Annotated in this window: 17 protein-coding genes; 12 read left to right on the top strand and 5 right to left on the bottom strand. The window is 44.8% G+C overall.

The features are described 5' to 3' along the window. Positions 1 to 112: 112 nt before the first annotated feature. On the bottom strand, positions 113 to 1765 hold the full coding sequence (locus PSE7429_RS11095) for a transglutaminase domain-containing protein (protein WP_009627271.1): 1653 nt from the start codon (positions 1763 to 1765) through the stop codon (positions 113 to 115). A gap of 437 nt (positions 1766 to 2202) precedes the next feature. On the opposite strand from PSE7429_RS11095, the gene PSE7429_RS11090 reads away from it, so the two are divergent. Continuing rightward, on the top strand, positions 2203 to 3114 hold the full coding sequence (locus tag PSE7429_RS11090; RefSeq protein ID WP_009627270.1) for an acyl-CoA desaturase: 912 nt from the start codon (positions 2203 to 2205) through the stop codon (positions 3112 to 3114). Between the two features lie 144 nt (positions 3115 to 3258). On the opposite strand, the gene PSE7429_RS11085 is transcribed toward PSE7429_RS11090, so the two are convergent. Continuing rightward, complete coding sequence (locus PSE7429_RS11085) at positions 3259 to 4254, bottom strand: M48 family metallopeptidase (protein WP_009627269.1); 996 nt, start codon at positions 4252 to 4254, stop codon at positions 3259 to 3261. A gap of 353 nt (positions 4255 to 4607) precedes the next feature. Here PSE7429_RS11085 and nadA point away from each other — a divergent pair, with 353 nt between their 5' ends. Beyond that, entirely contained in the window at positions 4608 to 5600 is a 993-nt protein-coding gene (gene nadA / locus PSE7429_RS11080) for a quinolinate synthase NadA (protein WP_009627268.1), read from the top strand. 91 nt (positions 5601 to 5691) lie between these two features. Here nadA and PSE7429_RS11075 read toward each other — a convergent pair whose 3' ends face one another. After that, positions 5692 to 5871 (bottom strand): hypothetical protein, encoded by a 180-nt coding sequence (locus PSE7429_RS11075; protein WP_009627267.1) that lies wholly within the window; start codon positions 5869 to 5871, stop codon positions 5692 to 5694. Between the two features lie 414 nt (positions 5872 to 6285). On the opposite strand from PSE7429_RS11075, the gene PSE7429_RS11070 reads away from it, so the two are divergent. The 6 genes from PSE7429_RS11070 to PSE7429_RS11045 all read left to right on the top strand — a co-directional run bounded on the left by PSE7429_RS11070 (position 6286) and on the right by PSE7429_RS11045 (position 13257). Continuing rightward, the gene (locus tag PSE7429_RS11070) at positions 6286 to 6543 is read left to right on the top strand and encodes a DUF3107 family protein (RefSeq protein WP_040688277.1); all 258 of its coding nucleotides are present in this window, start codon (positions 6286 to 6288) and stop codon (positions 6541 to 6543) included. Positions 6544 to 6665: 122 nt separating this feature from the next. Continuing rightward, positions 6666 to 7346, top strand: coding sequence for an energy-coupling factor ABC transporter ATP-binding protein (locus tag PSE7429_RS11065; protein WP_009627265.1), 681 nt, complete (start codon positions 6666 to 6668; stop codon positions 7344 to 7346). A 95-nt stretch (positions 7347 to 7441) separates the two neighbouring features. After that, the gene (locus PSE7429_RS11060) at positions 7442 to 7939 is read left to right on the top strand and encodes a hypothetical protein (protein WP_040688275.1); all 498 of its coding nucleotides are present in this window, start codon (positions 7442 to 7444) and stop codon (positions 7937 to 7939) included. 167 nt (positions 7940 to 8106) lie between these two features. Beyond that, positions 8107 to 11358, top strand: coding sequence for a carbamoyl-phosphate synthase large subunit (carB, locus tag PSE7429_RS11055; protein WP_009627263.1), 3252 nt, complete (start codon positions 8107 to 8109; stop codon positions 11356 to 11358). 329 nt (positions 11359 to 11687) lie between these two features. After that, the gene (locus PSE7429_RS11050; protein ID WP_009627261.1) at positions 11688 to 12449 is read left to right on the top strand and encodes an MlaE family lipid ABC transporter permease subunit; all 762 of its coding nucleotides are present in this window, start codon (positions 11688 to 11690) and stop codon (positions 12447 to 12449) included. 118 nt (positions 12450 to 12567) lie between these two features. After that, positions 12568 to 13257 (top strand): zinc metallopeptidase, encoded by a 690-nt coding sequence (locus PSE7429_RS11045; protein ID WP_009627260.1) that lies wholly within the window; start codon positions 12568 to 12570, stop codon positions 13255 to 13257. Positions 13258 to 13662: 405 nt separating this feature from the next. Here the strand turns inward: PSE7429_RS11045 and PSE7429_RS11040 are convergent, their stop codons facing one another. Next, positions 13663 to 15675: an NAD(P)H-quinone oxidoreductase subunit 5 gene (locus tag PSE7429_RS11040; RefSeq protein ID WP_009627259.1), complete on the bottom strand. Its 2013-nt coding sequence runs from the start codon at positions 15673 to 15675 to the stop codon at positions 13663 to 13665. Between the two features lie 221 nt (positions 15676 to 15896). On the opposite strand from PSE7429_RS11040, the gene PSE7429_RS11035 reads away from it, so the two are divergent. The 3 genes from PSE7429_RS11035 to arsS all read left to right on the top strand — a co-directional run bounded on the left by PSE7429_RS11035 (position 15897) and on the right by arsS (position 18928). Then, positions 15897 to 17054 carry a pyridoxal phosphate-dependent aminotransferase gene (locus PSE7429_RS11035; RefSeq protein WP_009627258.1) on the top strand — a complete coding sequence of 386 codons (1158 nt, stop codon included), beginning with the start codon at positions 15897 to 15899 and terminating at the stop codon, positions 17052 to 17054. A gap of 405 nt (positions 17055 to 17459) precedes the next feature. After that, positions 17460 to 17915 (top strand): Hpt domain-containing protein, encoded by a 456-nt coding sequence (locus PSE7429_RS11030; protein WP_009627257.1) that lies wholly within the window; start codon positions 17460 to 17462, stop codon positions 17913 to 17915. Between the two features lie 26 nt (positions 17916 to 17941). Continuing rightward, entirely contained in the window at positions 17942 to 18928 is a 987-nt protein-coding gene (gene arsS / locus PSE7429_RS11025) for an arsenosugar biosynthesis radical SAM (seleno)protein ArsS (RefSeq protein ID WP_009627256.1), read from the top strand. A gap of 104 nt (positions 18929 to 19032) precedes the next feature. Here the strand turns inward: arsS and PSE7429_RS11020 are convergent, their stop codons facing one another. Further along, positions 19033 to 19971, bottom strand: coding sequence for an AAA family ATPase (locus tag PSE7429_RS11020; protein WP_009627254.1), 939 nt, complete (start codon positions 19969 to 19971; stop codon positions 19033 to 19035). A 483-nt stretch (positions 19972 to 20454) separates the two neighbouring features. On the opposite strand from PSE7429_RS11020, the gene PSE7429_RS11015 reads away from it, so the two are divergent. Beyond that, complete coding sequence (locus PSE7429_RS11015) at positions 20455 to 21819, top strand: DUF3084 domain-containing protein (protein WP_009627253.1); 1365 nt, start codon at positions 20455 to 20457, stop codon at positions 21817 to 21819. The last annotated feature ends 149 nt before the right edge of the window (positions 21820 to 21968 follow it).

Genomic DNA, 21968 nt, shown 5'->3' with positions numbered 1-21968 from the left:
CATAGGTAAGCAGTTAAACATAATTAAAAAACAAAACCAGAGAGCGTACCGCCCGCGCAGCGGGCGGCACGCTCTTCTAGGTTTTAAGTTGACCTTAGGGTACACAAAGGATTTAAATTTCTTCCAATACCTTAAAGCGAACGTGATTGAGCGCGAGTTCGCCAATGGAATAGGGTTGGGGTTGAATCGTTTCAAAGAAAATCCCTTTGCCAATTTCCACATGGTACCAAGGTAAGCCCATAAACCAGCGAGTAGGATAGGGACGATGACCTGTATCATCGGGATTGGATTCCATTGGCAACCAACCAATACTAGGAATATAGAATTCAATCCAAACGTGGTTGTAATACTGATTGAGGGGGATATTCATCACCTGATCATTTTCATGGGGGCATTTATAACGTCCCACGGTTCGGCAAGCAATTCCATTTAAGCGCGTTAGGGCTAGCAATAGACCCACATACTCCCCACAGGAGCCAGTTCCTCTAACAAGCACTTCTTCAGGTGATGCAATGTAGGGAGTGACGCGATAGGCGAGCTTATCGTAGACATAATCGCGAATCAGTAGCATCTTCCGTAAAATATTAGTTTCATTGCCCACGGCTTCTCTGGCGGCGGCTTGGATGAGCGGGTTATCCATACTCAAGCCATCGTCATCGATAAGATACAGCTTCTTCATGTCCTCAGATAGTTCGGGGACAAAATCTACTTCACTATCCTTTAGCTCGTATTTAATTGCCCGCAATTCTAAAGTTGCTTTCCAGCCAAACATTCGCGCTTCCTCTGGCTTGAGGTTACCTAGCTTAAAAGCGGCGACCCGCTGACCATCGACAATTTCTTCTTCAAAAGGAATGCCAATCGGTTCGATCGCTAATAATTTTTGGCGATAGTTATCGGTAGGGTAGGCAACTCTCCATGTGAGGTTATAAACGGAAGTAGGCTCTTCCGAAGACAGCTCTTCAAGGTAGATCATCTCTACTTTGTAGCCATTGGTGAGGGTATAGTTTAGCTTGCCATCTTTGTACTGATTGAATTTGAGACGATGGATAAAGGTTTTTTCGCGTGCCGCCACCGAAAAGGGTTCGTCTAGATCGTTGGGATTTTCGCGAATATAGTTTTCATCACCTGAGTAAACTACATATAATTCATTGTCCAAAAAACCTAAGCCCACAGGATTGGGGAAGGGGGTTAAACCTCGATGTAAAATTTCGCCTGTTTTGGCATTCATGCGATACACAGTTTCTTCCGTGCGATCGCTGACCCATAGTTCTTCACCTACCAAGGCTAGGGCTTCAAAGCCTGCACCTGGAGCATCCATAATCCTGAGCAGGGTGCGAGTAGCCCGGCCAAAGACAAATATTTTGCCAACTTCGCTAGAACTTACATACACGCCACCTTCGGATACTGCAATGCCATCGATTTTGTTAGGCAGTTCCATAAATGGTTGCAGCTCGAAATCAACCATGTTGCAATAGTAAATTCCATTGTTCTTGGTAATCCACAAGGTTTCCCCAGCGATCGCCAAACCCGTTGCATCACGAAACTCTGAGGCGGTGTAGTTATTTAGTACCGTTGCGCCTTCTGACCACGGATCGATTTTAAGGAGGTGACCTTGATAGGCATCGACGCAAATTATGTAAGGCTTGTGATTACTGATATCAATACTTACATCACTTACATCGCTTACATTGCTTGAGGTTTGCCACACTAAACCGTGAAGGTTATAAGCGCCAATAGGATAAATCGTGCTTGGTAGGCTAGGCATAGGGTATTAGACAGGTGATTTATGCGGATAATTTAGAAAGATTTTGGACTTTCTGCCAGCTTTGATCTGACTTTAAAAGCAGTATTAGTTCCGTAGCGAAGGCAACAGAAAGAAATCGTTTCAGGGTTGGAGCTAAGAGGATTTATGATATCACCCCAATCTTATAGGTAGCTGGACATAATTAAAACCCAAAAGCATCTGGCTCAAGCCGTGCTTGTGCCAGATGCTTTTAATTTATGTCCAGCTAGCAGTTTTCATACTCCCTTCCCAGTGAAAAATTAGACGTTGCGGCGCTTCGCGCCGCAACGCTAATTGTTGGTTTTTGATGTCTATTTCTTTGGTGGGAAGGGAGTATGTTACTTTGGTTGGTTGGGGCGGTTAATAAATACAGCCACAGCTTATTCGCTAAATTATGTTCTTCACACTCTGGATTGTAAATGAGGCAATATTCTCTACTCACAAGCATTTTGTATCTAATCGGCCCAATGCTGATTATCGTTAGCCATATCGGTTCATTACTTGTATTAGTAACTGGTTTGTCTTGGGGGGCGATCGCATGGATGGTACTGCTATATTTTGTGCGGATGCTGGCGACGACAGGTATTTATCATCGCTTACTCACCCATAAAAGCTATCAAGCCCCTGCCCCCCTCCTATGGTTGGGATGTCTGATCGCCTCTTCCGCAGGACAGATGGGACCAAGTTGGTGGAAAGCTCACCATCTGATGCACCATCAACATTCAGATCACGATCGCGATCCCCATTCTCCCTATTATCCCAATGCTGGAGTTAAAGGGTTTTATTGGGCTCAAGGCGGATGGCTGCTATCTTCGCAGTTTTTTCCCTCCAAATTGCCCGTTGATGTAGAAGGCGATCGCGTTTTAAGAGCGATCGATCGCTTGCATTTTGTTCCTTTAGTTGCGCTTGGTGCGATTTCTTACTACATCGGCGGACTGGAATATCTGGGTGCGTTCTTTTTAAGCACCACCTTGTTATTTCATGGTGTACAAACTGTAAACTCCCTCAGCCATCTGATCGGCGATCGCCCATTTATTACCGACGACCATAGTCGCAATAGTGCCTTCGTTGCCTTCTTGACTTTGGGTGAGGGTTGGCATAATCTCCACCATGCTTTCCAATTCTCAAGTCGTCATGGGATCACGATTTGTGATAATCGGGTTAGCTATTTGCCCGATCCGACTTTTAGCTTCATTAAGCTACTAGAGTTTTTTAAATTAGCCTCAAAGCTAAGACTACCAAGTGAAAAAGAATTGTTAGCAAGATCTAATCGGCACAAATCGCAGGATTTAGAATTGGCGATCGCGGTAAAAACAACTGCTGATTCTTAATCGATTCTCTACTGTATCTCTGGGTATAAACCGCAAAAGATAAGTGGCGGCGCGAAGCACCGCCACTTATCTTTTGCGGTTTGATTTGTTTTATACCAAAGCTCACAATGGCGTAGCCATTGTGAGCTTTGGTATTAGCTATATTTAGCGAAAGCGCGATCGCCAGATTCTTTGATATTCGCCATCATTTAACCCTCCCGAAGTATTGAAATTATTGGCTTGAATGGATTGGTTGAGTGCGGCAATGCGATCTTCAGTGGCTGGGTGAGTACTGAGAAAGGCAGGAACATTGCCACCTCCAGCACTAACTAGCTTTTGCATAAAGGCGGGCATGGCTCTCGCTGCGAAACCAGCTCTAGTAATATTTTGTAAGCCTCGGCGATCGGCTTCAAATTCTGCTTCGCGACTGTTGGGTAAACGTAGGGCTAAATCTACACCAATCCCGACGATGCGATCATCACCAACTCCCGCGATATTAGCAATTCCCTGAGCGATCGCCATTTGCTTCATTTGCTCTAGAGAATGACGAGCCGAAATATGTCCCATTTCATGACCGATCACACTGGCTAGTTGAGCTACGTTATCTGCTGCGGCGATCGTCCCTGTATTAATGTAAACAAAGCCACCCATGGTGGCAAAAGCATTGAGATTTTTGTCATCAACCACACGAAACGTGTAGGGAATATTGGGGCGATCACTAGTGGGAATGAGGATTTGTCCGAGGCGATTCACTAGGGCATTTGCCGCAGGATCGCGACTGATCCTGACTTCTTGTTGGATTTGACCGTCAATTTGTTTGCCTAAAGTAACTTCGTCATTATCCCCAATACTAGAAAGTTGAATAACTTGAATGGCTGAGGGCAAAATGCGAAACAAGTCAGAAAAGTCTAAGGCATTGGCAATAAAAGGATTCAGAGTGACTGCTAACAGGATCGACATCACTAAAGCGATCGCCAATTTCCCGTAACTTTGCAATTCTTGGTGAATCGATACTCCAAATTTTTGACTCCTAAATTTTTGGCTCTTAAATTTTTGACTTAATGAATTTGATAAATTAGCGATCGCTCTCTTCATATCTATAATTACCTCAAACTTTTCTATCTTATCTATCTTAATATTTATACTTAAGTAGCTGGGCATAATTACAATCCAGAATCAAAACCTGTAGCTCAAGCGCAGTGTGCAATACAGGTTTTTGGATTTTATATTTAATTGCGCCCAGCTACTTATTTATACCTATCCGCTTTTGCCAAGATCTCAGGGTTTACCCTCCAGCGCCGTTCCAAAAGAATTAGCCCCAAAAGAATTAGCCCCAAAAGAATTAGCCTGAGAAATGCCAGACTTAGCCCAGACTTAGACAAGTGTGACGAAGAAAGCCCTGCCAAAGTTGCCAAAACTCAATCTCTTACGCTCGACAGATATATTTTTGGTAATTTCTACTATAATCAAATGTATAGAATGAATTAAAATTAATATTATTAGTGAGGCAAACTGTGTTTCTCACCGCCCCAAGTCCAGTAGGAATAAACGATCGGACTAGTAATGATGCTATCCCCCTTGATCGATTCCAAGCGATCGCCGATCTCAAAAAAGAATTAAATGCGGTAATTTTAGCCCACTATTACCAAGACCCCGATCTCCAAGATATTGCCGATTACATTGGGGATTCGCTAGGTTTATCGCAAGCAGCAGCCAATTGCCAAGCCGATGTCATTGTATTTCTCGGTGTGCATTTCATGGCTGAGACTGCCAAAATCCTCAATCCCAACAAATTGGTATTGCTTCCCGATCTAGATGCAGGCTGTTCGCTTGCGGATAGTTGTCCGCCTGATCGCTTTGCCGATTTTAAGTTAGCTCATCCTGATCATTTGGTGATTTCCTACATAAATTGCTCGGCAGATATCAAGGCGATGAGCGATATCATCTGTACGAGTGCCAATGCCGTCGCGATCGTCAACCAAATCCCCAAAGATCAGCCAATTATCTTTGCCCCCGATCGCAACCTCGGAAGATATGTGATGGAAAAAACAGGACGAGAGCTATTGCTATGGGATGGAGCTTGTATCGTCCATGAAATCTTTTCTGAGCGCAAATTAATTGAACTTAAGCTGCATCATCCTCAAGCAGCCATCATTGCCCATCCTGAATGCGAAGCGAACGTACTTCGTCATGCTGATTTTATCGGTTCGACCACAGGATTGTTAAAATATGCCCAAAACAGCGATCGCCAAGAATTTATCGTAGTTACTGAGTCTGGGGTAATCCATCAAATGCAAAAGGCGACCCCCACCAAAAAATTTATACCCGCACCACCTAATAGCAACTGCGCCTGTAACGAATGCCCATATATGCGCTTAAACACTTTGGATAAGGTGTATCTCGCGATGAAAAATCGTACCCCTGAAATAACACTCCCTGAGTCAACTCGTCTCGCTGCCCTCAAACCCATGCAAAGAATGCTAGAAATGTCAGTTTCAAAACTATAGCTTGGACATAAATCCCATAGAATGAGTGGCGGCGCAAAGCGCCGCCACTCATCTTTTATGTTGCTATATCGAGGTTTCTTGATTAGATTTGTTAGGATTCACGATAGAGGCTGATATTTTCCTTGGTGGCAAAATACTTATATTGCTGATGATTGATCATCAATTCATCTAGCATCTTTTGGACTAAATTCCAGTCAGCAAAACCATGCTTGGTCTCAGCAATGATTTGTTGGCGGAGAGTTCTGACTCGTTCGAGGTTAGCGTATGTCATATTTCCGATTCTCGTCGTTTTGTCCCATTGATTATTAATCTACAGCTACTACCATCAAAAGTTCGGTATCACAGAGATCAAAAAAACGATATTTAAGTCTTGAGTTCATGATATTTGGATTAAAAAATAATTTTACATCGAAATTACTCGCAAAATATTCTTTAATTTTCTATTTTTAGTGATTATTACCCAGAGAACCTAATAGATGAGGTTGGGTGGCGTTTTGTGTCACCCAACCTCATCCATTAGGTTCTCTATACGGGATGCTCTACTAAACAAATCTCCCCTTGATTGTCGATGCAATGGCATACTGAAAGTTATAAGCAGGTATGCAAATTACTAAAGCCTCTCACCCAAACTTTTTCGCTAACCTATCTACCTTTATTTCTAGGCAGGACAACTTAATTAATGCTGATGTATACAGTTGAAATCACCCTCAAAAATAATCCGATCGCTTTGTCCGTACAGCGCAAGGAGCAGGAACATGCCGATGCACTTTATCGCGTAATTGCCAATGCGATCGCCGATGGCAATACCAAAATCTTGGAATTAACCTGTGAAAAGCAAGAAGGTAAAAAGATCTCCGTATTAACTAGCGAGATCTCGGCGGTGCAGGTTTCTGAAAAATCAGGGGCTTCGGCAAATATGGGCGCGGGCTTCATTCGTGGCTAACCATTAACCAACGGTGTCGCAAACTAACGGCGTTACTGGCTCTGTGTGCGACACCGTTTTCATATATCTGTTATCTGTGATTACCTACTTGCAACTAACCCTGCAACTACCTGCAATTAATAATGCTAACTGATCGATCTATAACTACCGCCATCAGTGTTCGTGATCTTAACTTTGCATGGGCCTCGGGCGAACCTGTCCTCGATCGCTGTACGCTATCCGTACCCAAGGGGGAATTTTGGATGCTGTTAGGTACTAATGGCAGTGGCAAATCGACCTTACTGAGGTTGTTAGCAGGCTTGCTGAAGCCTACGTCAGGTGATATTGAGATTGGCGATCGCCTTGGGTTTGTATTTCAGAATCCCGATCATCAGTTGGTAATGCCCACGGTGGGCGCTGATATTGCCTTCGGGCTAGTATCGGAAAATCTTTCCTTCCAAGAAACTCAGCAAAGGGTCGAAGAGTCTCTCAGCGCGGTAAATCTATCGCAAATGATCCGTCGCCCGATCTATGCCTTAAGCGGAGGACAAAAGCAACGGATTGCGATCGCTGGAGCGATCGCTCGTCATGCTGAAGTTTTGTTACTTGATGAACCCACAGCCTTACTGGATGGCGAAAACCAAACGGAGTTGGTTGCCTCAGTACGAGAATTGGTGAAACAAAAAAATTTAACTGCCCTTTGGGTTACGCATCGGTTAAACGAACTCGATTACGCCGATGGCGCGTTTTTATTGGAACGCGGTAAAGTTGTGGATAAGGGCGATCCGATGCGGTTAAAGCAATTATTGCTTGAACGCTCCTAAACCGATTGTGATTGATATTTACATTCATAGAGTTGCGCCGCAACTCTATGAATGTAAATATCACCAATTTTTAACGAACGTGGCAAATGGAGATTATGGAAGAACAGCAAAATTTTCTTTACGAATACACTAAGTTTTGTCTGGAGCAAGCCCAACACGGTGTTGATACACTCGGCACCAAATTGGCGGGAGTAATGGAGATCAGTGCTCTCTTACTACTTGGGTTGCGAGTTACTTCCACATTTCAGATCTATGTTAAACCTGAGCAGGAAAATCTCTATTTTATTTATCTGAGTCTAAAGCTTTCCGCCTGTGTTTCTCTGGCGATCGCGATCGCTTTTGCGGTACTCGGACTATATCCACGTAAGGTGGCGACTACAGGGCTTTCGCCCGAAGTCTTGATGCAAAAAGATGGAAGTTTGCAGGTTGCGATCACAACTACATGGATGAAGCAAATTGAAGATTTACAAGCCTATAAAACTGAGCGTACTGCTTTTTTGCGTAAAGCCATGATTTCCCTCGCGCTCGGTATTGCGATCGCCTCGCTTGCTACAGCCGATGCTTTTATGATGGCGGTTAGTATTGGGCAATAGGATGCTTGGTTGCTGGACTAAATTCCTTGCTAAATTTCTTGCTAAATTTCTTGCTAAATTCCTTACGAGATTAGCCAACAAGCCAATTAGCATCATGCGCTACATACTACATGATCGCCATGAGGCTATAAAATGTATTGCGAGTTACCTAAGAAATACAAGATTTTATGCCCCGCCGTAATGACATCCACAAGATTTTGTTGATTGGGGCTGGTCCGATTGTGATCGGGCAAGCCTGCGAATTTGACTATTCGGGAACCCAAGCCTGTAAAGTTTTACGGGACGAGGGCTATTACGTGATCCTAGTTAACTCCAATCCCGCTACGATCATGACCGATCCCGCCACAGCTGATCGCACTTATATCGAACCCATCACCCCTGAGGTTGTTGCTCAAATTATTGAGAAAGAGCGTCCCGATGCAATTTTGCCAACAATGGGTGGACAGACCGCATTAAACACAGCGGTTGCTCTTGCTAAAAGCGGTGTGTTAGAAAAATATGGCGTAGAGCTAATTGGTGCAAAACTAGATGCGATCGAGATGGCGGAGGATCGCAAACTATTTAAAGAAGCGATGGAGCGGATTGGCGTTGCCATGTGTCCATCGGGCTTGGGTACGACGATGGAAGAGTCTCGCGCGATCGCCCAAGAGATTGGTTCCTATCCGCTCATTATCCGTCCTGCCTTTACTATGGGCGGTACTGGTGGTGGGATCGCTTACAACCAAGAGGAATTTGAAGAAATTTGTGCCTCTGGCTTAGAAGCTAGTCCCGTATCGCAAATCCTGATCGAGCGATCGCTGATCGGCTGGAAAGAATACGAGCTAGAGGTAATGCGCGATCTTGCCGACAACGTGGTAATTATTTGTAGCATCGAGAATATCGATCCGATGGGTATCCATACGGGCGATTCGATTACCGTGGCTCCCGCCCAGACCTTGACCGACAAAGAATACCAACGCTTGCGGGACTACTCGATTAAGATCATTCGCGAAATTGGCGTAGAGACAGGTGGATCGAATATTCAATTCTCGATCAATCCTGAAAATGGCGAAGTCGTCGTCATTGAGATGAATCCGCGCGTTTCCCGCAGCTCGGCGCTAGCCTCTAAGGCGACGGGTTTCCCGATCGCTAAATTTGCGGCGAAACTTGCCGTGGGCTATACCCTTGATGAAATTTCTAACGATATCACCAAGAAGACCCCAGCCAGCTTTGAGCCAACCATTGATTATGTAGTTACCAAAATTCCGCGCTTTGCCTTCGAGAAATTTCCAGGTTCGGAGCCAATTCTTACGACTCAGATGAAGTCGGTCGGTGAGGCGATGGCGATTGGGCGTACTTTTCAAGAATCTTTCCAAAAAGCATTGCGATCGCTGGAAGTTGGGCGGTTTGGCTTTGGTGGCGATCGCGAAGAAGTTCTACCTGACCTCGATAAAATTAAATATAGTTTGCGGACTCCAAATCCCGATCGCATCTTTTCGATTCGCGATGGCTTTTTGTCAGGGTTGTCAGTGCAGGCTATTTTTGAACTAACCAATATCGATCCTTGGTTCTTGCAAAAGATGCGTGAGATCACGGATGTTGAACTGGCGATCAAGGGCAGAAAACTGGATGCCATCCTGAAGGATGAGTTGCTAGAGATTAAGCGGATGGGCTTTAGCGATCGCCAAATTGCCTATCTCACAGGTACCCATGAAGATACCGTGCGTACCTATCGAAAATCGCTAGGAGTAATTCCCTCTTACAAGACCGTTGACACCTGCGCTGCTGAATTTGAAGCCCTTACCCCCTATCACTATTCCACCTACGAAGAAGAATCGGAAATTCTCCCTTCCACAAAGCGCAAAGTAATGATCTTGGGCGGTGGACCAAATCGCATCGGTCAAGGGATTGAATTTGACTATTGTTGTTGTCATGCTAGCTATGCCCTGCGGGCGGCAGGTTTTGAAACAATCATGGTTAACTCCAATCCTGAAACCGTTTCCACCGATTACGATACTAGCGATCGCCTATATTTTGAGCCATTGACCCGCGAAGATGTACTAAACATTATCGAAGCAGAAAATCCCGAAGGTGTAATCATTCAGTTTGGCGGACAAACTCCCCTTAAGCTTTCGGTTCCACTATTACGTTATTTAGAAGAGCATAACTCCACGACTAAAATTTGGGGAACTTCGCCTGATTCGATCGATATTGCGGAAGATCGGGAACGTTTCGAGGCAATTTGCCAAGAATTAGGAATTACCCAACCGCAAAATGGGCTTGCCCGTTCGGAAGATGAAGCCGTGGCGATCGCCCAGCGGGTTGGTTATCCCGTAGTCGTACGTCCTAGCTACGTTCTTGGCGGTCGAGGGATGGAGGTTGTTTACTCCGATGCCGAGTTAGAAGACTACATGCGCCGAGCGATTATCATCGAGCCAGAACATCCTGTACTCATCGATCATTTTCTCGAAGGCGCGATCGAAGTCGATGTCGATGCGATCGCCGATCAACTCGGTAATGTTACCATTGGCGGCATTATGGAACATATCGAAGAGGCAGGCATCCATTCAGGAGATTCGGCATGTTCGATCCCGACTTTCTCGCTACCACCTGAGGTTCTTGCCACTATTCGCCAATGGACAATTAGCCTCGCGAAATCCCTCAATGTAATTGGCTTGATGAATATTCAATATGCGGTGCAGTTGAATAACAACAATCTCAAAGAGAGTAAGGTTTTCATCCTTGAAGCGAATCCTCGGGCCTCACGTACCGTTCCCTACGTCAGTAAAGCGATTAACGTTCCCCTCGTGAATTATGCTTCGAGAATTATGGCGGGCGCAACTCTTGCGGAGTTGGGCTTAACCGAAGAGGTCATTCCCAAGCATATTTCCATCAAAGAAGCCGTACTTCCCTTTGCTAAGTTTGCAGGAACCGATACGATTTTGGGTCCCGAAATGCGATCAACAGGTGAAGTCATGGGCATTGATACCGAGTTTGGTCGAGCCTTTGCCAAGGCTCAAATCGCCGCAGGAACCCACCTTCCCCTCGAAGGAACTGTGTTTCTCTCCGTAAACGATCGCGATAAAAGCGGTATCACCTCGATTGCTGAAGCCTTTATCGAGCTGGGCTTCAAGATCGTGGCAACGGAGGGAACCTATAAAATTCTGCGCCGCAATAATATCGAATCCAAGCAAGTTCTTAAAGTCCATGAAGGTCGTCCGCATATTGGCGATTCTATGAAAAATGGCAAAATTCAATTGATCGTCAATTCCCCTAGTGGTGAAGAGGCAAAAACTGATGGAAAGATGATTCGCCGTACGGCTCTTGCTTACAAGATTCCCGTAATTACCACTCTTGCGGGCGCAAAAGCAGCGATCGCCGCTATTCGGTCTCTTCAAACTGGAGCAATTTCTGTAACTGCACTTCAGGACTATAAATAATAACAAAATAATAACAAGTTAAGAAATGGCTGCGCCATTTCTTAACTTGAAAACCCTTACTCGATTTAGCTTTTATAGCTATATTCACTTAAGTCAGGACATCAAACCCAATAGAGAGTTGCGGCGCGAAGCGCCGCAACTCTCTATTGGGTTTGATTTTTGTCCTAACATTACTGACTATAGCTATAGCTGAGCGAAGTCGAAGCTAGATAACTTTCGTGGGACATTTTTTATCCGCTTTTTCTTTGCTGATAATTGCGCTGGGGGTTAGGATAAACACAACAAAAATTGTTTACCACCTGTCAGCCGTGGCATGGGAAATTTTAAAAATGGGAAATTTTGGCAGTTGGCTAACTAAGCTCGGACAAAGTTGTTTACTGATTGGACAAATTGTCACCCATATTTTGATCTATCGACGTTTCCATTGGCGCAATACGATCGAGCAGATGTCGATGGTGGGTACAGAGTCTCTACTCATAACTTTGATTACAGCAGCCTTTGTAGGGGCAGTATTTACGATTCAAGTCGCGAGAGAGTTTATTAACTTTGGCGCACAACAGGCGATCGGCGGCATTTTGGCGATCGCTTTAGCCCGCGAGCTAATTCCTGTGTTGACGGCAGTCATCATTGCTGGACGTGTGGGTTCTGCTTTCGCCGCAGAAATCGGCACGATGCAAGTAACCGAGCAAATTGACGCATTACATTTACTGCGGACAAATCCCATTGACTATCTGGCAACTCCTCGCGCGATCGCCTGCTTGCTTATGCTGCCGATCCTCACAATTTTAGGATTTTTAATGGGAATGGCAGGGGGCTTATTGCTATCTCAATCAATGTATGCGATTCCCTACAACATGTTTCTCAATTCCGTTCAAAATCTCCTCAAACCTTGGGATTTGATCGCTGCTTTAATCAAATCAAGTATTTTCGGCGTTATCATCGCTGCGATCGGTACAACATGGGGTTTAACCACTACGGGTGGGGCAAAGGGCGTAGGCGAATCTACAACTACGGCTGTGGTTACAGCCTTACTGGCTATATTTATCAGCAATTTCTTTTTGTCATGGTCGTTTTTTCAGGGGCGTGCATAACCGATTGGGTTGGTAGTGTTTTCACTACCGCCTAACCATTAATTGCCTTGTCATCCTCAAGTTTACAAGAGGCATAATTGAATATAGAGATATAGAAATTTCTGAAGGAGAAAAGTAAATGTTCTTTCACCCATCTTATTTGATCCTCATTCCAGGGATGATCTTGATGTTTTGGGCTCAACAACGGGTCAAATCAACCTATGAGAAGTATGCCGATATCCAATCAAGCTTAGGAATGACAGGTGCACAGGTTGCTAAAACCATCTTGCAACGTATGGATATTCATAATGTGACCGTCGAGCGAATAGATGGAGAACTAACCGATCATTACGATCCTTCCGCCAAGGCGGTTCGATTATCTGAGTCTGTGTACGCATCATCGTCGCTTGCGGCGGCGGCGATCGCTGCCCATGAATGCGGTCACGTTTTGCAGGATGTTCGTGGTTATCAGTTTATGAACATCCGCGCATCGCTTGTTCCAGTCGCCAATATTGGCGCAAACTTTGGTCCCTTGATGGTAATGGCAGGACTATTCCTCACCTCCCTAGGTAGTCTCAGTGTGGTATTTATCAATGTGGGGATCGCTCTATTTGCTGGAGCAATTCTATTTCACATAGTTACTTTGCCCGTTGAGTTTGATGCTTCCAGTCGCGCTTTAAAACTTATCGATGAGCTAGGCATCCTCCAAGGTAATGAAAATCGGGGTGCTCGTAGCGTTCTTAATGCGGCCGCTTGGACCTATGTGGCGACCGCAATTTATGCTGCTCTTCAGCTTGTGCAGTTGTTATTAATTAAGGGCGATCGCTAATCAAAACCCAAGAATTGATTGGCGGCACGGAGTGCCGCCAATCAATTCTTGGGTTTTATGTCATCGTACAGCGATGTACAGCGATCGCTAAAGTATTCTCACACTTTCGTGAATTGGTGTAAGTCCACTATAGTAACGTAAGGTTTAAAATTCCAAAGATGAGTGGCGGCGCTTTGCGCCGCCACTCATCTTTGGGGTAATACCAAATCACAAAATGGCTACGCCATTTTGTGATTTGGTATTACTTGGTATTATGTTGCTATATAAGCGAACAAAAGCAGAGAGAGTATTGATCGCTAAGTGATCAATACTCTCTCTGCTTTTGTTGTAGAAAGCTGCCCTTAGGGCAGCTTTCTTGGTATCTATTATGATGAAATCTTGTGGAACTATCGCATCATTTAAACTTTAAATCGAGGTAGCAATGACGAAACCAAGAACGCCAATGAAAATAACGAGAGCGTAGAATTGCGCTTTACCATTTTCAAAGTATTTCAAGCCTTCGCCTGTAACTACAGTCACGAAGCCAGCAAGGTTAACCACACCATCGACGATTTTGGCATCGACTTCTAGGACTTGACGGGCAAGGCGGCGAGAACCAATTACAAATACTGCCTCGTAAATTTCGTCAATGTACCATTTGTTTTTAGATATCTGGTAGAGTGGCATGATCGCTTTGGCGATCACACTGGGATCGATTTTCTTTTGGAGATACATCAAAATCGCTAGGGAAATCCCAATCAAGCCCACACCAATCGAACTACCACCCATAAGCAGAAATTCGGGGGTAAATCCTTCCACAGGAACTTCCGTGATTTTTTCTGAGGGAGCATGGATAAAGTACTCAAAGTAATTTCCTAAAGGAGTTCCCACAAGCCCAATCAGCATCGAAGGAATTGCCAATACCATCAGAGGTAGGGTCATGGAGATCGGCGATTCATGGGGCTTGCTAGCATGGTGATGACCATGCCCGTCATCTGCTTGAGGAGACTTACCGATGGAATTCTCTGCTTTTACCGAGGCTAATAGTTTCTTGTCTGTGCCGCGAAAATCCCCTTCAAAGGTCGTGAAATACATGCGGAACATATAGAAAGCAGTGATCCCTGCGGTTAAGAAACCTATTCCCCAGAGAATGGGATTTGCCTTAAAGGTAGAAGCAAGAATTTCATCCTTTGACCAGAAACCCGCAAAAGGAGGAATTCCGCTGATGGCGAGAGTGCCGATAAAGAAAGTAATGGCGGTGATGGGCATATATTTGCGCAAACCACCCATAACGCGCATATCTTGAGCAAGGTCGGGATCATGTCCAACGACTTCTTCCATGCCGTGAATGACAGAACCAGAACCGAGGAACATCATTGCTTTGAAGTAGGCATGAGTCATCAGGTGAAATAACCCTGCGCCATAAGCACCAACACCCATCCCCATGACCATGTAACCCAATTGGGAAACCGTAGAATAGGCTAAACCTTTTTTGATGTCATTTTGGGTGATGGCGATACTTGCGCCCAAAAAGGCAGTGAAAGCACCTGTCCAAGCGATCGTATTCATAACCGCAGGAATTTCTTCAAATACAGGAAACATCCGCGCGATTAGGAATACGCCTGCGGCAACCATTGTGGCGGCGTGAATCAATGCCGAAATTGGTGTAGGTCCTTCCATCGCATCGGGAAGCCAAACATGGAGAGGGAATTGGGCTGATTTAGCGGCTGGCCCCATGAATACGAGAATTGCAAATAATGTGGCTAAACCGACGCTTAAGGAACCTGATTCCACCAATTCAGTCAGTTTTGCTCCCATTTCGGTGAATTCAAACGTCCCTGTCGCCCAGTACAAACCGAGCAAGCCCAATAGAAGTCCGAAGTCACCGACACGGTTAGTTACGAAGGCTTTTTGGCAAGCATCGGCGGCACCTTTCCGATCAAACCAAAAGCCAATTAGCAAGTAAGAACACATCCCCACCAGTTCCCAGAAAATATAAATCTGTACCAAGTTAGGGCTGACAACTAACCCCAACATGGAGGAGGTGAATAAACTTAGGTAAGCATAGAATCTGACATAGCTGGGATCGTGAGCCATGTATCCGTCAGTGTAGATTTGCACCAAGAAAGCAACAGTGGTCACAATGACGAGCATGAGTGCAGTGAGATGATCGATCACAAAGCCCATGTTCAGATGAAAGCTACCTGCTTGCGCCCACTCAAAGGTGTAGAGATAGGGATCGTGCCCTTGAATCTGACTCCAAAGCAGGTTGACTGCCATCACCATTGCGCCGCCTGTGGCGGACACGCTGAGGATAGACCAGAGCGATCGCAGTTTGTTGGTGGATTTGTTAAAGGTAATCAGTCCTGTGCCGATAATCAGTGCTGCGGCGAGTGGCAGCAAGGGAATCAGCCATGCGTATTGATATGCAAAGTCCATAGGTCGCGTTTGAACGCAAAGTTTATTGTAGAGATGCTTTTAATAAGTCAGTTTACTACAGGGCGATCGGACGCGATGTGTTAACTGTGAGCATTGTTACTTATTAAGCTAAAATTTTAGAAAAATTTAATTCTTGACCAGCCATAACGATTTCGCTTAGGATTTAGTAAAGACGGCGCAAGATGCCGTCTTTAACTTTTTAAAGCTTAGAGATAATCACCTTGACTACTGTTTCACTATCCCAACGTGCCATTCAAATTAAAGAATCCCAAATTCGTGAGGCTTCTCGATACTGTGAAAAGTTTGGGGCAATTAATCTCGCTCAAGGTTTGCCTGATTTCCCTGCGCCAGAAGCGATTAAAGAATCCGCAAGAGCGGCGATCGCCTTAGATTTTAATCAATATGCTGATAGTTGGGGATGGGACAAGTTACGCAATGCGATCGCGTCAAAGATGCAACGCGACAATCACATCACCGTCGATCCCGAAACAGAGGTAACTGTTTGCTGTGGTGCAACCGAAGGGCTGAATATCGCTCTAATGACATTAATTAATCAAGGCGATCGCGTCTTGATTTTTGAACCATTTTACGAAAACTATATTCCCAATCTTGCTACCGTTGGCGGTATTCCTGAGTTTGTCACGCTGCAACCACCGCAATGGGAAATTACGCAAGAGATACTCGAACCAGCTTTTAAGAAAGGGATTAAAGCCGTCATCATCAATAGCCCCGCTAATCCCACAGGCAAAGTCTGGACGAGGGCTGAACTGGAATTAATTGCCCAACTCTGCCAGCAATACAATGTCTATGCGATTACCGATGAGATTTATGAATATATCCTTTACGAAGGCGAGCATATTAGCCTCATGAGCATTGCGGGGATGCGCGATCGCACAATCGTTGTCAATGGCTTCTCGAAGACTTTTTGTATTACGGGTTGGCGCTTAGGCTATACCGTTGCCAGTCCCGAACTAACCGCTGCTATGCGACGGATTCATGACTTTATTACCATCTGTGCTCCCGCGCCCCTGCAACATGCGGCTCTCACCGCCATGGAATTTGGACGGGAATACTTTACCAATCTTGCCCTAGACTACAAGCGCAAGCGTGATATGCTTTATCCCGCCTTGGTGGAAATAGGTTTAGCCCCTGTGCTTCCTAAGGGAGCCTATTACATGTGGACGGATAGCTCCGCCATCGCTCCAGATGCAGATCAAGCGGCCTTTCGTCTGGCTAAAGAAGCCTTAGTCGCGGCAGTTCCTGGGAGTTGTTTTAGCCATCCCGATCGCGAAAAAGTTAACGGTTTGAGATTCTGCTTTGCAAAGAAAGATAGCACGATTGAAGCTGCGGTCGAAAATTTGCGTAAACTCAAACTATAGGCAATCAAGAATTATCGATAGTTGGCTATAGTTCTTGGGTTCACAAGAGTGGGATAACTAGTTTTGTCAAGAACTATCAAGAACTACATAGTTAATATCAATTCTCAAAATGGCAACGCCATTTTGGGAATCTCAAAACCTTACTGGGCTTATTTTTGAATTCAATGCAGTGTGGGCTCACTGCATTGAATTGGTATAAAACCCAAAGAGCGCTGCGCTCTTCTGGGTTTGTAAATTAAGAAATAGCTATGCCATTTCTTAACTTACAAACCCTTACTAGGTTTAGTGTTTAATTCACAAAAGCGGTGTCACACTTTCGTGAATTGGTATTAAGTGGGTTTTAAGGTTATCTATGCTTAACTGCGCTTAACTGCTTAGTTGCTTGCTGTCGTCAGGGGTAAAGCTATGGTTGAGAATATACAAGACAACGCGATCGCGCCAATACCAGATTTTGGACATAACTATTCAGACTTCGATCCAGAATTTTATTCAGATTTTATTGAGACCCAAACTCTAGATATTGATATATTTCAGGATTTAAGAGCAGCGATTGGGGAGGATCTTGAATTTTCCGACTTGCTTACGATCTATCTTAATTCCGCAGAGAACTTGATCGATAACATTCAGTCAGCTTTTGTTAACCAAAAAGCGAGCCAATTAGCGATTGACTCCCATTCTCTAAAATCGACCAGTGCCAGTATTGGCGCAATTAGACTGTCCCATATCTGTAAATATCTTGAAAAATTCGGCAAAACAGGGCAAATCCCCAATTCCACTGAAATTTTAAAATTACTCAGTAGTGAGTACAATGCCATGGTTATTGCAGTTAAGGTCGCTATTATTGAGTTTATGGCAGAATGATGAGGAATCCATTAGATTACTAATCTATGCTAGTCCAAGCGATCGCATCCTTTTCTCAAAAACTGCAAGCTCCATTCTTAAAGCATCCTATTTCCGTATTGCAGATTAATTTGGGTAAAATTTGCAATCTTGCCTGTAGTCACTGCCATGTCGAGGCAAGTCCCCATCGTACCGAAGAGCTAACCCCAGAGGTCTGCGAACAGTTAATGGAGATTATTCGTCGCTTTCCACAAATTCAAACTGTAGATCTGACGGGGGGTGCGCCAGAAATGTTGTACGGATTCCGTCCATTGATCGAGGTGGCAAGAGAACAGGGGAAAGAGGCGATCGCGCGTTCTAATTTGACCATATATTTTGAAAAGGGCTATGAAGACATTCCCGAATTCTATGCTCGCCATCAAGTGCGGGTTGTGGCTTCTCTGCCCTGTTACCTTGAAGATAATGTGGACAAGATGCGAGGGAAGGGAGTTTTTGATCGCTCGATCCAAGCTTTACAATGGCTGAATCGCCTTGGCTATGGTTCCAATCCTCATCTGGTTTTAGACTTAGTATACAATTCCCAACTTCCCACATCCGAGCAATTTACCCTTGCCCCCAATCAACAGAACTTAGAAAAGGATTATAAAGACTATCTGCAAAAGCATTTCGGGATTGTTTTTAATAGTCTATTTGCTCTTACTAATCTTCCCATTGGCAGAAGTAAGTTCCATCTCCAGCACCGCCAACTAGAACGCCAATATACCTCCTTTTTAGAATCTCATTTCAATCCCAATACGCTTAACCATCTCATGTGTCGCAATCAGCTATCCATCGACTATCAAGGCAATATCTATGATTGCGACTTTAATCAAATGGAGAACTTACCTGCTCGTTCTCCTTCAGGGAATGTTCTTACTCTTGCTGAAATTCTCAAACTAGATACTTTGGAAATCATTCAAGAAATCCAGACTGCGGACTATTGCTATGGCTGTACCGCAGGAAGCGGATCCAGTTGTGGTGGTTCCTTACTATAGCTGTCGCCAAGTATTGCCAAGTGTAAAACCCCAAGAATTGAATGGCGGCGCTTTGCGCCGCCATTCAATTCTTGGAGTTTTGGTAGCTATGCTTCACATTTTTCTTAAGGTACGGGCACGACATCTAGCAAGCGCTGAATGATTTTTTGTGGCGATCGCCTACCAGATACCATAATCCGATGTCCTAGAACAAAGGGTGCGAGAAATTTTACATCGTCAGGTAAAACATAATCCGACTTGCGACTGGGATCGAGCATTTGTTGCATAAAGGCATAACTTTGAAGCGATCGCAATAGAGCCGTAGTGCCGCGAGGACTCACCCCAAGGGTAATTTCTTCATCATTACGGGTAGTGCGGACGATATTCACGATATATTCGCTAATGGCATCACTTACAGGAACTTTTTTGCAAAGTTGGCGAATTTCGAGAACTTCTTCAGGGGTGATACAGGCTTCTAGCTGGGCGGAACCGATCTGCCCCGTTTGCATCCGTTTTAACATTTCTAGCTCTTCAGCTTCGCTGGGGTAGCCAATGCTAAAGGATAGGGCAAAGCGATCGAGTTGGGCTTCTGGTAATGGGAATGTGCCCTGATATTCGATTGGGTTTTGCGTTGCGATCGCAAAAAATGGTGAAGGGACTTGACGCGATATACCGTCAACCGTAACTTGACTCTCTTCCATTACCTCTAGTAAGGCTGACTGGGTGCGAGGAGTGGCCCGATTGATTTCATCAGCTAATAACACATTGGCAAAGACTGGACCTGGCAGAAACTGAAATTCTCCCTTTTGCGGATTCCAAATATTTGTGCCTGTGATATCTGTTGGTAACAGATCGGGAGTACATTGTACGCGCTGAAACTTACCAGAAATAGAAGCTGCGAGGGACTTAGCGAGTAAAGTTTTACCCACCCCCGGCACATCTTCTAGTAATGCGTGACCGCCAGAAAAAAGCGCCACTAAAACTAATTGAATGGCTTCATCTTTGCCAACGATCGCCTTTGCCAGATTATCAACTAACTGCTGTATTTTAAGTTGCTTTTCCATGTTCCCCATCAAGCTTATGAAGATCGAGTTTTGCCATAGTTGTCATACTAACTTATTGCGGCTCGATTACCCATATAAGTAGCTAGGCGTAATTAAGAGCGTACCGCCCGCCATGCGGGCGGTACGCTCTCTGTTTTTTAAGTTTACTTATGCCTGCTACTTATACCAATTCACGAAAGTGTAACAACACTTTTGTGAATTAAAAAACAAACCTAGTAAGGGTTTGAGAAACTAAAAATGGCTACGCCATTTTTAGTTTTGGTATTAGCACAAAGAAGGACGCAACCTAATTTTCTCCCTCTCCTAAAGGAAAGTATTTATAGCTACAGTCAAACCTCAAGAACTGATTGGCGGCGCTTCGCGCCGCCAATCAGTTCGTCCTAGCAAGAGAGTAGGCGGCGCAAAACGCCGCCTACTCTTACCTATTTAGCACTACCGATGTTTAATCTGCTAAGATCTATGCTGTGAGGACTTAGGAGTTACATGGCTGGATATACGCTGATTTTAGCGATTTTGATCTTAGGAGGCTTAATCGCGACGCTGGGCGATCGCATTGGCACTAAGGTTGGTAAAGCACGACTTAGCATATTCAAGCTCAGACCTCGTGACACTGCCACCGTCGTGACGATCGCTACGGGTGGCATGATTTCAGCATCAACCCTAGGGATTTTATTACTGCTAAGCGGACAGCTAAGAGATGGTCTATTTCGATTAGAAAGTATTCGCTCGGAGTTAGCTAGTAGTCAAGAACAAAAACAAAAGGTGGAAACTGACTTAAAAACGGCAAAGGACGAACAGGAAAAAGCACAACAACGCTTGGGACAAATTAATCAATCCCTCGTCCAAGCCTTACGCAAACAGTCAGAAACACAGGCTTTATTGCAGTCGGTCGAAAGCAAATTTCAACAAGCCGATGAAGCACTGCAAAAAGCATCAAAACAGGAAGCCGATCTCCGCGATCGCATCCAGAATTTGACCGCAGAGCAATCCAGTTTGCAGGCGGAAAGCAGTCAACTACGGGAAGAAAAATCGCGCATTTCTAACGAATTAGCCACCATTTCACGCGAGCGCGAAACCCTCAAACAAAAAGTAGATGAATCCGAACAACGTCTAGCCGAAATTGAAAAGCAAAGAGTTGCTCTTGGTTCAGAAGTTGCTTCCTTAGAATCAGTTCGGGAACAATTATTAATCAGTCTTGAAGCACTACGCAAAGGGAATGTCGCGATTTTTGCCGATCAAATTTTGTCCATCGGTGTCGTGCGTCCGAATCTAAGTACTGGTGAATTGCGCCAAGCCAGTACCCAACTATTGCAACAAGCAGAACGTAATGCTCGCGAACTTCTAGCTTTTCTCCCCGACCAAGCTCCTAAGGAACCTGTAATCAAAATTACGGAGGCTCAGGTCGAAGAGCTATTAAATAAGATCAAAGATGGACAAAGCTATGTGATCCGCATTCTATCCGCAGGCAACTTTCTCAAAAGAGAAACCCGCATTGCGATCGCTGCCGATGTGACGCTCAACCGCCAGATCTTTGCCCGTGGTGCAGAAATTGCGACTTTACAATTTACGCCCGATCTATCACCACAGGCTTTAGCCTCAAGAGTCGAGCAATTGTTTTTACTCGTCAGTTTTCGGGCGCGCCGCGAGGGGGTTCTTGCCGATCCCCTGACAGGCAAGGTCGGTCAATTTACCCCAGAAGCATTTAACGCCCTTATAAAAACTGCGGGTGAACTCAAATCTCCCTATGAAATTAAGGCTGTAGCCAAGGATCCCATTTTTCCTGCGAGTTCGCTCAGCCTAGAACTGGTGATCCGCCAAAATGGTGTCGAAATTGCCCGCTTTAGTTAAGTGATACCAATTCCAAAAATGGCAACGCCATTTTTGGGATCTCAAAACCTTACTGGGTTTGTTTTTCATTCACTGAAGTGAAGCAACACTTCAGTGAATTGGTATGAAACTGCAAGCAGAGAATGGCGGCGCAATGCGCCGCCATTCTC

This window comes from Pseudanabaena biceps PCC 7429 (assembly GCF_000332215.1).
GTDB classification, from domain to species: Bacteria; Cyanobacteriota; Cyanobacteriia; order Pseudanabaenales; family Pseudanabaenaceae; genus Pseudanabaena; species Pseudanabaena biceps.
Note: the sequence above shows the minus strand (reverse complement) of the source record. Positions and strands in the feature narration are given on the sequence as shown.

Coding starts and splice junctions, on each gene's coding strand:
- PSE7429_RS11030 (WP_009627257.1), top strand. CDS start 17,460: ATGGTTGAGAATATACAAGACAACGCGATCGCGCCAATACCAGATTTT.
- carB (WP_009627263.1), top strand. CDS start 8,107: ATGCCCCGCCGTAATGACATCCACAAGATTTTGTTGATTGGGGCTGGT.
- PSE7429_RS11045 (WP_009627260.1), top strand. CDS start 12,568: ATGTTCTTTCACCCATCTTATTTGATCCTCATTCCAGGGATGATCTTG.
- PSE7429_RS11040 (WP_009627259.1), bottom strand. CDS start 15,675: ATGGACTTTGCATATCAATACGCATGGCTGATTCCCTTGCTGCCACTC.
- PSE7429_RS11070 (WP_040688277.1), top strand. CDS start 6,286: ATGTATACAGTTGAAATCACCCTCAAAAATAATCCGATCGCTTTGTCC.
- PSE7429_RS11050 (WP_009627261.1), top strand. CDS start 11,688: ATGGGAAATTTTGGCAGTTGGCTAACTAAGCTCGGACAAAGTTGTTTA.
- PSE7429_RS11020 (WP_009627254.1), bottom strand. CDS start 19,971: ATGGAAAAGCAACTTAAAATACAGCAGTTAGTTGATAATCTGGCAAAG.
- PSE7429_RS11085 (WP_009627269.1), bottom strand. CDS start 4,254: ATGCCCAGCTACTTAAGTATAAATATTAAGATAGATAAGATAGAAAAG.
- PSE7429_RS11090 (WP_009627270.1), top strand. CDS start 2,203: ATGAGGCAATATTCTCTACTCACAAGCATTTTGTATCTAATCGGCCCA.
- arsS (WP_009627256.1), top strand. CDS start 17,942: ATGCTAGTCCAAGCGATCGCATCCTTTTCTCAAAAACTGCAAGCTCCA.
- PSE7429_RS11065 (WP_009627265.1), top strand. CDS start 6,666: ATGCTAACTGATCGATCTATAACTACCGCCATCAGTGTTCGTGATCTT.
- PSE7429_RS11015 (WP_009627253.1), top strand. CDS start 20,455: ATGGCTGGATATACGCTGATTTTAGCGATTTTGATCTTAGGAGGCTTA.
- PSE7429_RS11060 (WP_040688275.1), top strand. CDS start 7,442: ATGGAAGAACAGCAAAATTTTCTTTACGAATACACTAAGTTTTGTCTG.
- PSE7429_RS11095 (WP_009627271.1), bottom strand. CDS start 1,765: ATGCCTAGCCTACCAAGCACGATTTATCCTATTGGCGCTTATAACCTT.
- PSE7429_RS11075 (WP_009627267.1), bottom strand. CDS start 5,871: ATGACATACGCTAACCTCGAACGAGTCAGAACTCTCCGCCAACAAATC.